We start from the raw sequence: 15,249 nt of genomic DNA, 5'->3' as shown, positions 1-15,249 counted from the left end.
TCCTGTCCGGAGCATTACCCTGGTGCCCATGACGAGAAACGGTTCGACAGCGGAAGCGGACGGCACAGCCACCGGCAGCGGCGATATCGCGCGCAGCCTGGAGCTCCTGTGGAAGACCGGCGACCGCCCCAGCCGCGGCCCCAAACCGGGCCTCACCCTGGACCGGATCGTCACCACCGCCGTCGCCGTCGCCGACGCGGAGGGGCTGGGCGCCGTCTCGATGCGCCGGCTCTCCACGGAACTGGGCGCGGGCACGATGACGCTCTACCGGTACGTCCCCGGCAAGGCCGAACTCCTGGACCTGATGCTCGACCGGGTCCTCGGCGAACCGCTCACCGCTGGCACCGCCGACGTCCCCGACGACTGGCGCACCGCCATCGACTCGATGGCCCGCACCTACCTGGACAACCTGCGGACCCACCCCTGGCTGCTCAAGATCAACCAGGCCCGCACCGTGCTCGGCCCCAGCGCCCTGCGCGGCCTCGAACTGGCCCTCACCGGCCTGCGGGGCATGGGCCTCAGGGACCCCGAGCTGATCGCCGTGATCATCACCGTCAACAGCTTTGTCGAGGGCCTCGCCCGCACCCAGAGCCATGCCGTCGAGGCCGTGCAGCAGACCGGACTGAGCGACGCCGACTTCTGGGAGGACCAGCGCCCCTACCTGGAACGGGCCATGCTCAGCGGCGAGTACCCGATGATGGCGGGCATGGCGGAGGACACCTTCAGCGCCGACTTCGACCACTTCGAGTTCGGGCTGCGGCGGCTGATCGACGGGTTCGAAGTGCTGGTCGGGGAGCGCGCGGGAGGATGACGGCGAGCCCGGTCCGTGTGCCGATGGGGATGGGGATCGTCCGTGTGCCGACGGGGATACGGAACCACCCGTAGGCGGGGATCGTCCCGTGCGCGTTGCGGGACGGGGCAGTGCGCGGCGGGACAGTGCGCGGCGGGGCAGTGCAGTACGAGGCAGTGCGCGGCGGGCTCACGGGGCCGCAGATCACGGCCCCACGGGATCACGGCCCCACCCTCGCCTCAGCCCCGCCCCCCACGCCGCCTGCGCAGGGCGAACCAGACCACGGCCACCCCGGCGAGGACGACCGCGCCCAGGGTCATGCTCCCCTTCTCCCCGTCGCCGTCCGCCCCGTCCCCGCCGGACCCGCTCCCGGCACTCCCGGAGCCCCGTCCCGCGTCCTTGCCACCGTCCCCGCTCCCGCCCCCGCCCTTGACGTCGACCCGCTCCACCTCGCTCCCCTCGCCCTCCGAGCCGAACATCAGCGCAGAGCCGTCCGCCGTGTACGTCACGGACTCGGCCTGCCGCTGGAACGGGGCGCTCACCGCGTGGTCCTCGCCGAGCCTGCCGCCCTCGAAGGCGTACGCGCGGGCGCTGAAGTAGGACCGCAGCAGCAGTTCGCGCCCGTCCGGCGAGAACGCCCCGTCCGTCACCCACGGCACCTCCCCCACCCGCCGGAACACATTGGTCCCGCCGGTGGAGAGCTTCGCGGGCCCCTCGTACAGCCCGCCGCCGTCCTCGTTCTTCGAGGCTATGTACACCCGGCCGGTCTTCGGGTGGACCATCAGCGCCTCGGCGTTGCGCGCCCCGTCCGCGTACTTCACGTCGAACTGGGTCGCGGTGACCGTGGCGTCCCGCAGCCGCTTCGGCTCGGGGAAGCGGTAGATCCAGACGTGGTCCCACGTCCCGTCCAGGTTGTCGCCGATGTCACCGACGTACACATTGCCGTCGGGCCCGATCGAGATGGCCTCGACATCGCGGGGCTCGCCGACCCCGCGCATGGTGATCGTCGCGACGGTCTTCCCGGTGCGGGAGTCGACGGCGTAGATGTACGGACCGTCGTCGCTGTCGTTGTGCGTCCAGTAGATGCCCGGATGGGTCGGGCTGGCGGCGAGGCCGCTGGACTCGGTGATCCGGGGGTCCTCGATCGTGAAGGTCCGGTCGGCTCCGCCGTCGTCGGCCACGGCCGTGGCCGCCCCCGTCAGCACGAGCAGGAGGGCGGCACCGGAGGCTGTCAGATACGAGCGCATGACCCCAGTGTCCATCGTCACGTCGCAGGCCGAAGGGGTGATCGGCCATGATGTCGCCATGCGTTTCCTCTTCGTCGGCGACTCCATGACCGTGGGCAGCGCCGGGGACTTCACCTGGCGCTTCCGGATGTGGCAGCACCTCGAAGCGACGCTCCCCGGCCGGTACACGATCGTCGGCCCGCGCAGCGCGCTGTACGACACCGAGGCACAGGCCCCGCTCTCCCACGCGTACGGCGCCCCGTCCTTCCCCGCCGACGCCCGCCGCCACCTCGCCGGCTGGGGCGAGGGCTGGCTGCACATGGCCCCGGTGATCGCGGACGCGGTGAGCGGGGCCCGCGCCGACGTCCTGCTCGTCTCGCTCGGGCTGATAGACCTCGGGTTCTACACCGACAGCGCGCAGACCGCCCGGAACGCCCGCGCGTTCGTCGCGGCGGCCCGCACCGCCAACCCGCACATCAGGATCGTGTTCCTGCCCGTCATACCGAACATCAGGGCCGAGTCGGACGCCCCCTTCGCCGCCGAGTGCGAGCGCTTCAACGAACTTCTCGCCAAGGCCGTCGCCGACCTCGACGGACCGGCCTCCCCGCTGCTGCTGGCCTCGCGCCCGGCCTCGTACGACATCCACACCGACACCTACGACGGCACGCACCCCGGCCCCAGCGGTGAGCACAGGCTCGCGGCCGCCTTCGCCGACGCGATGCACCAGGCGTGGGGGCTGGGCGGCCCGTACGCCGCCCACGGCTGAAACCGCTGCGCCCGCCGGACCGGCCACCGTACGGTGGTGCCTGATCGGTGAAGTGACGAGCTGTTACGGGGGTGGGGTCCATGGACCCGATTTCGCTGGGTGTGCTGGCGGCGCTGGCAGGCGGCGCGGGCGGGGAGATCGGCCGTCAGGCGTGGTCCGGGCTGACGGGCCTGGTGCGCCGCCGGGACCCCGCGCCGGGGGCGCCCGACGGCGCGGCCCCGGAACCCGACACCTCCGAGACCGCGCTCACCGCGCTGGAGGGGCAGCCCGGGGACCAGGAGTGCGCCGGGGAGCTCGAACGGGCGCTGCGTACGCGGGTCGAGGCGGACGAGGTGTTCGCCCGCGCGGTACGGGTGTGGGAGGCGATGTTCCAGGCTTCGCTGACCGCGGACCCGGACGCGGCGGCGGACCTGGAGGCGGCCGTCCGGGCGATCGACCCGGAGGCCGCGGTGCCGGGGTCGGTGCACAACGACTTCCGCGACAGCACGTTCAGCGGGCCGGTGCAGGGCAGCGGCACCCAGAACAACACGTTCAACGGATAGGTTCCGCTGGTTCCGCTCTCGGCCCCGTCACGGGGTGAGGGCGTCCGCGGACACCAGCGTGTCGTCCCGGAAGCAGACCCGGTAGGCGTCGCCCGACCGGTCGTCGAACCGGTCGGCCGTCATCGCGTAGTAGGCGCACGTCGTGCCGGGTCCGCCCGGCTCGGCGGCGACCGGCCGGTGGTCGGTCCGGCGCTCGGGCAGCAGGGACTCGGCCTCGGAGCGCTCCATGCCCACCCGCAGCCGGGCGAAGTCGCCCGGCTCCAGGACGGAGCGGGACGCCGACCACATCTCCCACCCCATGAGCACCGTGCTCAGCAGCGCCCCCGCCACCAGGGGCACCACGACGGCGGCGGCGAGGGTCCGGCGTATCCGGCGGCCGGCGCGGCGGTGCTCCTGGGGCAGCGCGACGGATGTGCCGGAAGCGAGGGGTGAGGCGGGCGCGGCGGATGAGGCGCGTGCCGAGGGGCCGGGGGCGTGCGGCATCCGCGCGACCACCGCGAAGCCCCCGTCGCGGGGACCGTGCTCGAACGTGCCCCCGGCCAGCCGCACCCGCTCATGAAGCCCGACGAGTCCGCGACCGCCGTGTCCGCCGGGCCGTCCTCGCTCTCCACGGCGGGGCGGCGCGGCTGAGGGGCCGTCCGACGGCGGCCCGTTCTCGACCACCACCTCGGTCCCGGTGTCCGCGTACGTGACGCGTACGTGCGCCGTGGCGTGCGGGGCGTGCTTGGCGACGTTGGTGAGCGCCTCCTGCACGACGCGGTGGGCGGCCCGCGCGACAACCGGGGGGACGGCGCCCGCGGGGCCCTCGATCCGCAGGTCGACCGCGAGCCCGGACGCGGAGGCCTCGCCGGTCAGCCGCTCGATGGCGGAGGCGGAACTCCCCTCACCGGCGCCCGGTTCAGCACCGGCACCGGCATCCGTACCCGCACCGGCTTTCGTACCGGCGCCGACATCCGCACCCGCACCCGTACCGGCACCCGCCTCCGCAGCGCCGTCCGTCCGCGCCGCCGGGCGCATCGGTGCCTCGTCCGCCTCTTCCCGCAGGACGCTGATGACCTCCCCCAGCCGCTCCACCGCGGCCGCCGCCCTGACCCTGAGGTCCCCGGCCGCCCGCCGGTGCCGGTCGTCCAGGTCGGGGGCGAGGCTCAGGGCGCCCGCCGACAGGGCGATCAGGCTGAGGTCATGGCCGAGGACGTCATGCATGTCCTGGGCGATCCGGGCCCGTTCGCGCAACCGGGCCTGCTCGGCCACCAGTCGCTGTTCGCGCTCCAGCCGTTCGGCCCGCTCCCAGCCGGCCCGGACGAGCTCGCGGTACTGGCGCCAGAACCGCCCGGCGAACCACGGCAGCATCACCACGACGACCACCACGCCCACGAAGCGGCTCCCCAGCGGCAGCCAGGACGGCACCAGGGCCACCGCCACCACCCCGGCAGCGACGACCGCGACCAGGGCGAGCACCGTGGGGCGGGCCCGCCCGGACCGCCGCCCGTCGAGGAACGCGGCGAGGGCGGCGGGGACGGTCCACCAGGAGCCGGCCATGCTCAGGCCGACGCAGAGGGCCGCACCGGCGGCCGGGGCGGCTGCCGCGAACGGACCGGCCCACCCCGCCGCACCGCCACGCTTCGTACTGTCCATGACGAGGACGGTACTGAGCCGGTGTCCCGCCCCCGCCCGCCCGGGGTCGCTCCCGGGTCACTCCCCCTGCTGCGACCCCAGCATCGTCAGCGCGAGCTGGGTCAGCTCACCGGACACCTCGCCGGGCCGCGCCCGCCGGGGCCGCCTGCTGTGGTGCGCCATGAGCTCATGGACCGTACCGACCATCACCATCACGTCGACCCGGTGATCCCGGTCCTCCGCCTCCCCCCGGTCCACCGCCCGCTCGGCCTCCCCCGTCAGGAACTCCGTCCACAGGGCCCGCCACAGCTTGCAGTGCTCGTCCACGGTGGCGCTCACGCCCAGCACCTCGACGAAGGTCACCCGCGCCTCACGCGGATCGCGGGTGACGGCCTCCACGTAGGCGTCGAAGAGGCGCTGGACCCGTTCCGCCGTTCCGCACTTGCTTATGTCGTCCGCGTGCAGGGCTCTCTCCGCCGCCCGCAGGCCACTCGTCGTCACCCGGTTGTGCAGGGCGATGAGCAGCCCTTCCCGGGAGCCGAACTCCTGGCGCAGCACGTCGGCCGGTACCCCGGCAGCCTCGCAGAGCGCCATCTCGGTGGTCTCCGCGTAGCCGCCGACGCCGAACAGTTCCCGCGCCGCGTCGAGGAGTCGCTCGCGCGCCTGGTTACGGAGCATGTCACCGGGCCCGGTGCGCTGAGCCGGCCAGTTGTCCATCACCGGTCCTCCTTCAGCGGAAGAGGTGCGGGAGAGGGCCTCAGGCACCTCTGCACAGACCGCCCGCACCATTGTGCTCGCCCCAGCGCCCCGGTTCCGACTGCGCCACACCTCCATCGGGAGCGCGGCACCCGCCTTCACACCCCTGTCGCGCTCCTTCAGCGGATCGGCGTGCCCGTGGTGGCGGGCGCACTCCTCGGTCATGTGCACGATCCACCCGAAGCAGCGAGGCCGGGCGTCGTGGCCCTCGGCATCGAGACCGGGGACGTCGGTGACATACCGTCCGGCGAACGCCACTTCCGCCCGCCATGCCCTCCAAGCACCGGATATGACAGCGGTATGGGCGCACGGGCCGCCGAGATCCCCGTCCGGATCGGCTTCCGGGGAGAGGAGCGGCGGCGCGTCCTGTCCGGCCATGTCCTTCCGGAAACACCGGCGTTCCGTGTCGGCGGGACGGCGGACGAGGCCGGGCGGCGAGAGCGGGGACGGCTCCACGGACCGCCGCGCCGACTCGTCACCCGGCCGCGCACACCTTCATCTCAAGGGTGGTGCGCCGGGCGGACAGGAAGTTGACGAGCAGGACGCGTCCGGGACCGGAATCCCGGCCGTACCGCCGCCCGCGAGGGCGAACGGCGCCCCGGGCCGGACGCCGCCGCGGGTCCGGCGCCCTCAGCGGCCCGCGACGATATCGGCCAGGTGGTCCAGCGAGTTGCCGAGATGCTCGGGGCCGAACGGCGGGAACGGGAAGACCTCGCGTAGGGACGGCGGCACCGCCGACCAGTCGTAGGTGAGCGTGACCCCGGTCCGGGACGGGCCGAGCGACACGAGGTCGTAGCGCCAGGTCCAGCCGCCGTACTCCACCTGCCCGTCGTCCTTCTCCTGCCCCGTCAACCAGCCGATGGCGCGCGCCCGGTCGAAGACGTGGACCTTGTTGGCCACCCGGTAGTCGACCTTCGGGTGGTGGGAGTGGTGCATGTCCATCCGGAAGATCTGCCCCACCTCGGCCAGCGGCGCCCGGTCGCCGACTTCCTGGATCCAGCCGGTGCCGTCGATCGCGGCATGGGTCGTCGGGTCCGCCAGCACCGCGAACACCTTCTCGGCGGGCGCGGCGACGGTCAGGGTGGCGCTCACATTCTCCTGGTCCACGGTGTTCACCGCTCCTTGTCGTCTCATCCCGGTTCTCCCGCGGGCGCGGAAGGCTGAAGGGGGACGTTCCCCACGGGACGTTCCCCTACGCAGACGGCGCGGCGGGGCAGAACTCATCGGTCGAACGTTCACCAACCGCGCCCGGATGGCGACCAGCGACGTCACTCGGGCCCCCACGTTCTCTTGTACATAACGTGACTCTTCCTCATCTTCCTTTTGAACGAGGTCACTTATAAGTTGTGGCGCGCGAAGGAGGCTTCGCGCGCGGCCGAGGGGCGGGCGGAGTCCGGCATGGCAGTGCACAACCCTGATCTCGAAGTTCCGGAAGACGACGGGCTGACGAAGCTCGCCAACGATCTCGACGCCATGCAGCGGCATCTGGACAGCCAGGTGCGGCAGATGGACGGCATCGTGGACCGGATCCAGTCCCGCTGGCGGGGGGCGGCCGGTGAGGCCTACCGCACCCTGCAGAAGGGTGCGGCGGAGGACGCCGTACGGATCCGTGAGGATCTGCGGCTGCTGGAGGAAGCGGCAAGGCTCGCTAGGGACGGCTTCACCGAGCAGGAGCTGGACGTCCTGGCTCAGATGCGGCGGGTACAGGCCGACACCGACATCGCACGGGAGGCCGCCGCTCTTCAGGCCCCGCCCACCACGCCGGTGCCACCTGCTCCCCGCAGCCGGATCAACGACCTATAGCGGGGGGGGGCGGGACGTGACGAGCGACGATCACATTGGTGTCGACATCATCGCCTTACAGGCGCTGGCGGGCGAGTTGGAGGAGATCCTCCGGAAGCTCAACGAGGAACTGGGGCTGCTGTACGAGCGCACGGAGAAGGTGGTGCTCGGGTGGCAGGGCGACGCGCGTGATTCCTTCGTCCTCACCCTGGACCGGTGGAGCGCCGAAATGGCCGATCTCAAAGCCCGCCAGACCTGGCTGCACGAGGTCGTGACCGGCGCCCACACCAACTACAGCGCCGCTCATCAAGCGGTACTGCGCGGCTGGGGGGCTGCCTGATGGCCACTCCCCCACCGCCACCGCCAGGCTCAGGCGGGAACAGCGGCGGTCCGCCGACCACGCCCGCGGTTCCGTCGCCCGCCCCGGGGAAGCTCTACGACCCCCAGGGCAACGACATCTCCCAGGCTCAGCCCAAGCCCGACCCGGTGAAGGAGGTCCAGTCACTCAAGCCGTCGGTGGACCCCGGGGGCTATGTCAGTGGCTTCGACGTCGACCCGGGTCACGTCTGGTACACCTCGTACCTGATCCGGAACCATCAGTCGGACTTCCACAAGGCCCCGAAGTATCTGCTGGACGCCCTGGAAGGCCACAAGCACGTCTGCGGCATCGGCTCGGGGCCGTCGGAGTTCGTGGAGCAGTACAACGCCGTCACCGCCCTCTATCTGGAGGTGTGGGCCAAGGCCGTGGTCGCGGTCGGCGGTGTCTCCACCGGCCTGACCATCACCGCGAACAACTACGTCAGCGCGGAGTACGCCTCCCATCCCAGCTGGGGCGCCCCGACCACCCTGAAGGCCGTACCGGAGGTGATCCGGACCCCACCGCCGTACGGAAAGGTGGCGGACCTCGGCTGGGGAGGCGGGGACGGCGGCGGCGCCTGGGGCGACCGGATCATCGACAACGTGATGGGCGAGGTGGGCCGGGCCCTGCACTGGCTCCTGGAGCAGGCTCTGAGACGGGCTCTCCGGCACGGCAAGGTCGCCGACATCACCCCCGGCGGCAACGACGACGATCTGCCGAAGGTGGCCGCGCTCTGGCGCAAGGTCGCCGAAGACGCAGAGAAATCCGGCCGGGACCTCGACGCGGCCATCGGCTACCTGCGAGACCCCGGTCCCTCGCCGGTCAGCGGCGAATGGCAGGCGGCCATGGGCCAGTTCACCGGAAGCCTGTGGGGTACGAGGTTCTGGGGGAAGAATGCGCCCAACCCCGTGGCCAAGGGGTACCGCTGGAAGCACATGTCCGGCCAGCAGCCCGTTCTCCAGATTCTGATCGATACCGCGCGCAAGATCGCCGATCTCCTGGACCGGTTCGCCGACGCGGTGAGGGCGGTCCGCAAGGTGATCGAGCAGGTGTACATCCAGGCCGCCAAGGACTGCATGGAACTGGACAATTTCAAGGGTGCGGCCGAGGACATCTTCCGTCTCGTCATCGGCAACGTGGTGGGCCTGGCCGAGCAGTTCATCGAGAACATCGACACTCCGAAGCTCGACAGCGGGGTGAACCGCTACAACGCCGACACCCAACTCCTGGCACAGCAGATGAAGGGGCTGACCGACGCACTGGAGGAGGCGAGGAAGAGCGTGCCGACCTTCCTGGCCGAGGAGGCCCGCGCTCAGTCGATCGGTGCGCGGAGCATCGAGGGCTACGAGCCGAAGCACAACTGGACGGTGCCCGGGGACAGTGCCACGAACCACACGTACCCCATCGACCTCGCCAACCAGGAGGACATGAAGGTCGGTACGCAGAGCACACACCCCATCGACCGGCACGTGGCTCTGACCCCCGAACAGTTGCAGATACGTATGCGGGACCAGCACCCTCCGGCCGCGTCCTCGTTCACGGACCTCACCAGCGCGCAGCGGTTCGTCCAGTCGACGATCGACCGGAACGAAGCGGAGATCACCCAAAAGCTGACGGCCAACCCCACCGGGCAGTTCGTGCTGCCCAAGACCCCCTTCACGGATGTCACCGGATCAACCGTGACCAGTGCCACCGGGCTCCCGGCCGACACGCACAATGTGATCGTCCGCATCCAAGGTGTCGACGACGGCAGAGTGCCGCCGTTCATCGTGGTCACCGCCTTCCCTGAGTCCCCCTAGCCAGGTCAGGAACCGCCCCGTGCACGAGAACCACTTCCGCTACTCGGCCGCCCGCACGCTGCTCAGCCCCTTCCTGCCCTTCACCTCCCCCGGCGTTCCCGCCGACCCCGAGGTGAGGGCCGAGGCGTTGCAGGCTCCGCTGCGCGTGTTGTGGGACCGGTGGGAGCGGGGCGGAGTGACGGTCCACGAGGCCGCCGCCGAGGTGCGGGCCATCGGGGAGGCGCTGTCGGCGGGCGGTTCGGCGGTGGAGCGGGTGCCCAAGGATCTGCGGGAGCTGGCGGAGAGGTCCGGAGCCGGGGGCGAGCCGTCGGTGTTCCTCGACATCGCCTCCTACGCCGACGAGTGGCCGGCCGGTCTGTACGCCAGGCTCGGCAGCATGGTCCCGACCGTGTGGGAACTGGGCCTGCGGTTCCCACAGCTGACCCAGATGCTGTCGCTGTACTTCGGGCAGGACGGCATCGCGCTGGAGGACCCGGACCTGACCGACGTCGAGGGGATCGGGCTGTTCGTCGCCGAATGCCACGGGGGTGGGCTGTGCCAGTGGCGGCTGCCGCCCCTCGTCGCCGAATGCGCGGAGGCCCTCGCGCTCTTCCCCGATGACGGTGCCCTGCGCCGGTTCTTCGCCTTCGAACTCGGCCTCGGCTCCGGGTCCCAGGAGTCCTGGACCACCTGGCTGACCCTGATCCCCGATACCCTGACCGACCATCTGCGCCGGGAGCACGGGCCGATCGCCTGGACCGGCGGCCGAGAGGAGCCGACGCCGTGCTGACGCGTTCCGCCACCTATACCGACCGGGAGACCGCCCAGTGGGCCACCCAGGCGGTGGTCAGCCAGAACGAGCAGTCGGTACACCGATGGCTGGCCCTGTCGACACGGCAGCGGCTCACCATCGAGGCGTCGTGGCCCTCCCGGCCCGAGCCGGTCGGGCAGGTACTGCTCCAGGCGATGATGCTGGCCGGACTCGGACCGGTGGACGCGCGGGCCGCGCGGGTGGTGCTGAAGACCGCCCCGGACAGTCCGCTCGGCTTCGCCGTGCACGCCACCTTCCCGATCCACCTCTGAGAGGAAGGGCCCGCCATGGCGTTGACCCCGCTCCAGCACGACCGTCAGTACGGCGAGATGGACCAGGTGCTCCGGGCGTATGCCGGGCTGCCCGCCGACGACACCGAGGAGAAGCCCGGCGAAGCCCTCACCGCCTATCTGCGGCACACCTGGCACACCCGGCCCTGGGCGATCGGCGCCGCCGAGACTCAGCTGCGCGAGTACGCCCGCAACCCTCCGGGGCCGCTGCGGCTGCGGCTCGGCGAGGTCTATCCGCTGCCCGACACGGGTCTGGACAACGCGGCGGTTCAGTCCTGGCTGCTGATGGTCGCCGGCCATCTGCGGCGCAGCCTGGCGGAAGGTGACGTGCCACCGCCCGGGGCACCTCGTACGCCATGGGAGTGGCAGGCCCGGTTCCCTGAGCTGGGGCAGTTCCTGGGCGGCTGGTTCTCGCAGGACTTCGGGGCGGAGTTCGAGGAGCACGAGGAGGCGCTGCGCGACTACCTGGACACATCGGACCGCGGCCTCACGGCCCGAATGCTCGGTGAGGTGCACGAGCTGCTCGCGCTGGGCCTGGACGAGGCGGACCTTTCCCTGGGCCTGGCGGTCCTGGGCCTGGAGGTGGACCCTCCGGCTCCGTACAGCCATCGCGCCTGGCTGGAGATGATCGCGGAGGACGTGGCACGGGGCTGAGCGCCTCGGGGGTTAGCCCCACCCCGCACCGGGCGGGTAGCAGGATCGCCCCGTGAGGCCGCCTCCGGAGATGCTGGGCCCGGCGGACATCGCCGGTTTCCCCGACAGTTCCAGAGGAGTTGGCGCGTGCGTGAGCAGGCATGGCAGAGGTTCCGTTCTCCCGGCCGGCAGGGCGGGCGGCGTGGCAGTCGGCGCGTGGCCGCAGCCGCCGCGGTGGTCGTCGGCGTCATGACGATGGGTGCCCTGGCGCCACCCGCGGCGTTCGCCGCCTCGGGGCGGACCGACACCGTCCAGCGGGGCCTGAACACGCTGGTGCACCCGGACGGGCCGCCCGGCGCGCTGGCGAGCGTCACGGACCGCGACGGCCGCACCCGTGACTACACCGCGGGGATCGGTGACCTGGCCACCGGAGCGAAGGTGCCCAGGGACGGCCGGATACGGATCGGCAGCAACACCAAGTCGTTCACCGCGGTCGTCGTGCTGCAACTGGTCGGTGAAGGGAAGATCCGCCTGGACGCCCCGGTCGACACCTATTTGCCGGGCCTCGTCCGCGGGGAGGGGATCGACGGAAGCCGCATCACCGTCCGTCACCTCCTCCAGCAGACCAGCGGGCTCCCCAACTACAGCAACTACCTGGGCGAGGAGGTCCGTTACTTCGCCCCCCGCGAGCTCGTCGACATCGCGCTCCAGCACAAGGCCGGCTTCGAGCCGGGGAAGAAGTGGGAGTACAGCAACACGAACTACGTACTGGCGGGCCTGATCGTCGAGAAGGTCACGAGGAACCCCCTCGCCAAGGAGATGGACCGGCGCATCATCAAGCGCGTCGGGCTGCGCCACACCTACTTCCCGGCCCCCGGTGACGCGACCGTCCGAGGGCCCCATCCCAAGGGCTACTACCAGGATTCGGTGGGCGCGCCGCTGACCGACGTCACGGAGATCGACCCCTCCTGGGGCTGGGCGGCCGGGCAGTTGATCTCCACCGACTCCGATCTCAACCGCTTCTTCGGCGCGCTCCTGCGCGGCCACCTCCTGCGCCCGGCCCAGCTCGCGGAGATGCGCGGCGCCACCCGCCCCGCGGACAAGACCTTCGGCCCCGGCGCCCGCTACGGACTGGGGATCGTGAGCAGGCCGCTGCCGTGCGACGGCGGAATCTACTGGGGCCACGGCGGCAGCTTCCCGGGGTACGAGACCCGGGGCGGCGCCACCGACGACGGCCGCGCCGCCCATGTCGCGGTCACCGTCCAGCTGTCCGACGAGGCGTCCAGGAAGCGTGTCGACAACGTCGTGGAAACGGCCCTGTGCCGGTGAGGTCCCGGACGCGGAGCGCGTGCGCCGCCGCGTCCGGGCTGCGAGCGCCCGTGGTGGCTCCGGCTCAGGAGTGAAGGATCGTCTGCCCCTCCGGCACCCGGTAGCAGCCGGACGTGACGTCGATGCCGATGCTCGGGGTGTCGCGCTTGCTGTACGCGACGACCCAGACGCTCACCTTCCTGGCGTCGTTGTCCGCGACGAGGTTGAGGTTCTTGTTGGGGCTGTTGTCCCGGAAGGAGTCCTTGACCACCCAGCCGTCCGTACTCAGCTTCTCCTTGAGGTTCGCCATGGCGGTGTCGTTGTCGGCGCCGGACGTCGGGAGGAAGTTCCAGGGGTGGTGGACCCGGAAGTAGGTGTCCGGGTCCTTGCCCTCGCACTCCCGGACGCCGGGCCCCGGTACGGATGCCTTACCCGGCACCCCCACGAAGTCGTACAGCTGGCTGGAGACCTCCTTCACGGCGGCGACGGCCTCCGTGGTGCCCGCGGTGCCCGCGGACGGGATCTCCCGTGCCGTCGTGCCGGACGAGGACTTGCTGGTGTCGTTGTCAGTCATGCCACATCCGGTGAGGAGGAGTCCGGTCAGTGCGAGGGCCAGGCAGGTGCCGCCGGGCCGGTACCGACGCGGGACGGGGAGTGGTGCACGGAGCATGAAGTTCCTCGGTGTTCCTGGGTGGGTCGGTGACGGTGCCGCCGCACGGCGGCACCGTCAGGGGCGCCGCGCTACTGGGGAGCGGTGACGTCTCCGTACCGGCCGACCACGACCAGCGCCTGGTTCTTCAGCGCGGTCGAGCCCGGGCTCCAGTACTCGCTGTGGCCTTCCGACTTCTTGTGATCGTTGGGCCCACTGCCCTCGGCGTGGGTGTTCATCTGGTTCGCGCCGAAGAGGTCGTCGCTGGGGATGACGAAGGTTCCGCCGCCGAATTTCCACTGGCTGCCGCCGTGACCGTAACGGCCGATGTCGGGAACCTTGTCACCATCGGCCTCCTCGTTCCACACATGCCCCTTCGGCACGTCCATCTGCTCGGCCGAACCGACCTTGACCCCCGGGCTTCCGGCGAAGATCACGTCGTCGGCGTTGAGATCGCCCTTCTCCGCCGCCGCCCCGATGAGGGTCGTGCCGTACGAGTGGCCGATGGCCGTCCGGTGCGGCTCCCCGGAGCCGCTGTGGGAGGCGTCGAGGCCGTCCATGAACTGACGGTAGGCCGGGGCGCCGTCGTAGGCGTAGTGCTCGAAGGGAGCGTCCTTGACGGGGTCCTGCGGAGCGTCGTAGCCCAGCCAGGTGATGGTCGACACCGAGACCCCGGGGGACGCCTGGTTGGTCTCGCGCCAGAGATCCGTCATCCGGTTGATGTTGCCCCCGACGCCGTCCAGGTCGGACCCCGTGCCCGGCACGTACACCGCCTGGTGCTGCGCCGTGTCCGGGTTTCCGGTGGCGACGATGGCACGGCCGTGCCCTTCGGGGCTGAAACCGAGCAGGTACGCCTCCGGCAGCCCTTCGGTGCCGGTGGCGTCGAAACGCTTCCCGATGGCGTCCATGCCCTTGAGGGAGTCGGTGAGGTGACGGTAGTCGTCGCCGTACTTCCGGTCCCAGTCCATCCATTCGTCGGTATGGATCCTGGAGCCCCCGGCGAGGGTCATCAGAATGGTCCACTCCTTGGCGGGTGGCTTCGGGATCGCGTCCAGCCTGATCCGGTATTCGGCCTGCTTCTCGTCGAGCACGATCCGGTTGGCCTCGTCCCTGACCTCGGCGGGCAGACCGTCCAGCTTGCCCACGAGATCGGGGTGGAGGGAAAGGTACGCCTCCTGTTCCTGGGGGGAGAGCCCCTTCCACCAGTCGGCGTTCTGCACGGGGGTGGCGTCCTTCGGCGGCCCGCCGATCGAATCCAGGTAGCCCCGGCCCGCTTCCCGTACGCCTGCCGCGTCCGACTGGGCATCGGCGAGGTCGTGCGCGGAGACGGTGAGGTCGTCGTCGGCCTTCAGCGCCCGAATCTTCGGCTCCCACTTGGCGTCCGCCTCCGTCGCCTCCTTGAGGGCGGCGGCGATACGGTCCGCGAGGGCGATCGCCTCGGCGCGATGGGGGTTGGGGTTGGGGTCGAGGCTCAGACGGGCGAGCGCGGACCGGCCGCCGGGGGCCAGGGGTCCGGGGGCCTGGGGCGCCGCACCGGCGGCGACCGTGCCGCCGGGGGGCGGCAGCTCGACGCTGTTGCGCGACTCTCCGGCCGGGTAGGTGACGCTGCCGTCCGCCCCGACCGCGAACTTGAGCGCCTCCGCGTCACCGAGCGCCGACACGAGCTTCCTGCGGGCCACGTCCATGTCGTGGGCGAACCCGTTGAGCGCGGTGCTCGCCAGCCCGCACTCGATCTGCGTGTAGTGGAAGTTGGCCGCCAGCTTCTTCAGCTCCGCGAGCGCGGCGTCCATGGCTTCCCCGCTGAGGGAACCGCGCATGCCGGCCGCGACGACATTGTCGAGGTGGTCCTTGGACGCGGCGGCCATGTCGCTGGTCGCGCGGTAGCCGTCGGCCGCCTGGGTGAACTCGGACGGCTTCAGTGCGTTGAGCGTGGCGAGATCCATGGC

Annotated in this window: 16 protein-coding genes and 1 pseudogene; 10 read left to right on the top strand and 7 right to left on the bottom strand. The window is 71.3% G+C overall.

From position 1 onward, the window contains the following. The first annotated feature begins 28 nt into the window (after nucleotides 1-28). Nucleotides 29-811, top strand: a complete 783-nt coding sequence (locus OG251_RS22935) for a TetR/AcrR family transcriptional regulator (protein WP_326678919.1) — start codon at nucleotides 29-31, stop codon at nucleotides 809-811. A gap of 218 nt (nucleotides 812-1,029) precedes the next feature. Here the strand turns inward: OG251_RS22935 and OG251_RS22930 are convergent, their stop codons facing one another. Continuing rightward, entirely contained in the window at nucleotides 1,030-2,037 is a 1,008-nt protein-coding gene (locus OG251_RS22930; protein WP_326678918.1) for a WD40 repeat domain-containing protein, read from the bottom strand. Here OG251_RS22930 and OG251_RS22925 point away from each other — a divergent pair. Further along, complete coding sequence (locus OG251_RS22925; protein WP_326678917.1) at nucleotides 2,036-2,782, top strand: GDSL-type esterase/lipase family protein; 747 nt, start codon at nucleotides 2,036-2,038, stop codon at nucleotides 2,780-2,782. The two genes, OG251_RS22930 and OG251_RS22925, sit on opposite strands and share 2 nt — an antisense overlap. Before the next feature lie 80 nt (nucleotides 2,783-2,862). After that, complete coding sequence (locus OG251_RS22920; protein WP_326678916.1) at nucleotides 2,863-3,324, top strand: hypothetical protein; 462 nt, start codon at nucleotides 2,863-2,865, stop codon at nucleotides 3,322-3,324. A gap of 27 nt (nucleotides 3,325-3,351) precedes the next feature. Here OG251_RS22920 and OG251_RS22915 read toward each other — a convergent pair whose 3' ends face one another. From OG251_RS22915 to OG251_RS22900, 4 genes and pseudogenes are all read right to left on the bottom strand, one after another. Further along, nucleotides 3,352-4,863: a sensor histidine kinase gene (locus OG251_RS22915; RefSeq protein ID WP_326681371.1), complete on the bottom strand. Its 1,512-nt coding sequence runs from the start codon at nucleotides 4,861-4,863 to the stop codon at nucleotides 3,352-3,354. Nucleotides 4,864-5,016: 153 nt separating this feature from the next. Then, the gene (locus OG251_RS22910; protein ID WP_326681370.1) at nucleotides 5,017-5,655 is read right to left on the bottom strand and encodes a TetR/AcrR family transcriptional regulator; all 639 of its coding nucleotides are present in this window, start codon (nucleotides 5,653-5,655) and stop codon (nucleotides 5,017-5,019) included. A gap of 210 nt (nucleotides 5,656-5,865) precedes the next feature. Further along, nucleotides 5,866-6,150 (bottom strand): annotated as a pseudogene (locus OG251_RS22905) (Mini-circle protein); the annotation flags it as partial. A gap of 174 nt (nucleotides 6,151-6,324) precedes the next feature. Continuing rightward, nucleotides 6,325-6,828, bottom strand: coding sequence for a polyketide cyclase (locus OG251_RS22900; RefSeq protein ID WP_326678915.1), 504 nt, complete (start codon nucleotides 6,826-6,828; stop codon nucleotides 6,325-6,327). Between the two features lie 264 nt (nucleotides 6,829-7,092). Between OG251_RS22900 and OG251_RS22895 the strand changes: the two genes are divergently transcribed. From OG251_RS22895 to OG251_RS22865, 7 genes are all read left to right on the top strand, one after another. Continuing rightward, complete coding sequence (locus tag OG251_RS22895; RefSeq protein ID WP_326678914.1) at nucleotides 7,093-7,497, top strand: WXG100 family type VII secretion target; 405 nt, start codon at nucleotides 7,093-7,095, stop codon at nucleotides 7,495-7,497. A gap of 16 nt (nucleotides 7,498-7,513) precedes the next feature. Then, nucleotides 7,514-7,816 (top strand): WXG100 family type VII secretion target, encoded by a 303-nt coding sequence (locus tag OG251_RS22890; protein WP_073718597.1) that lies wholly within the window; start codon nucleotides 7,514-7,516, stop codon nucleotides 7,814-7,816. Beyond that, nucleotides 7,816-9,633 (top strand): RNase A-like domain-containing protein, encoded by a 1,818-nt coding sequence (locus OG251_RS22885; RefSeq protein WP_326678913.1) that lies wholly within the window; start codon nucleotides 7,816-7,818, stop codon nucleotides 9,631-9,633. Before OG251_RS22890 ends, OG251_RS22885 begins: the two co-directional genes overlap by 1 nt. Before the next feature lie 19 nt (nucleotides 9,634-9,652). Beyond that, complete coding sequence (locus tag OG251_RS22880; protein ID WP_326678912.1) at nucleotides 9,653-10,402, top strand: hypothetical protein; 750 nt, start codon at nucleotides 9,653-9,655, stop codon at nucleotides 10,400-10,402. Further along, on the top strand, nucleotides 10,396-10,695 hold the full coding sequence (locus OG251_RS22875; RefSeq protein WP_073718600.1) for an RNase A-like domain-containing protein: 300 nt from the start codon (nucleotides 10,396-10,398) through the stop codon (nucleotides 10,693-10,695). The genes OG251_RS22880 and OG251_RS22875 overlap by 7 nt, the downstream gene beginning before the upstream one ends. A 15-nt stretch (nucleotides 10,696-10,710) precedes the next feature. Further along, entirely contained in the window at nucleotides 10,711-11,367 is a 657-nt protein-coding gene (locus OG251_RS22870) for a contact-dependent growth inhibition system immunity protein (protein ID WP_326678911.1), read from the top strand. A 126-nt stretch (nucleotides 11,368-11,493) separates the two neighbouring features. Beyond that, nucleotides 11,494-12,675, top strand: a complete 1,182-nt coding sequence (locus OG251_RS22865; RefSeq protein ID WP_442818364.1) for a serine hydrolase domain-containing protein — start codon at nucleotides 11,494-11,496, stop codon at nucleotides 12,673-12,675. A gap of 64 nt (nucleotides 12,676-12,739) precedes the next feature. On the opposite strand, the gene OG251_RS22860 is transcribed toward OG251_RS22865, so the two are convergent. Next, the gene (locus OG251_RS22860; protein ID WP_326678910.1) at nucleotides 12,740-13,228 is read right to left on the bottom strand and encodes a hypothetical protein; all 489 of its coding nucleotides are present in this window, start codon (nucleotides 13,226-13,228) and stop codon (nucleotides 12,740-12,742) included. A 167-nt stretch (nucleotides 13,229-13,395) separates the two neighbouring features. Next, the gene (locus OG251_RS22855; protein WP_326678909.1) at nucleotides 13,396-15,246 is read right to left on the bottom strand and encodes an alpha/beta hydrolase; all 1,851 of its coding nucleotides are present in this window, start codon (nucleotides 15,244-15,246) and stop codon (nucleotides 13,396-13,398) included. Nucleotides 15,247-15,249: the final 3 nt, after the last annotated feature.

Source organism: Streptomyces sp. NBC_01237, from assembly GCF_035917275.1.
Lineage (GTDB): Bacteria > Actinomycetota > Actinomycetes > Streptomycetales > Streptomycetaceae > Streptomyces.
The sequence above is the reverse complement of the archived record's forward strand: the minus strand, read 5'-3'. Positions and strand labels throughout refer to the sequence as shown.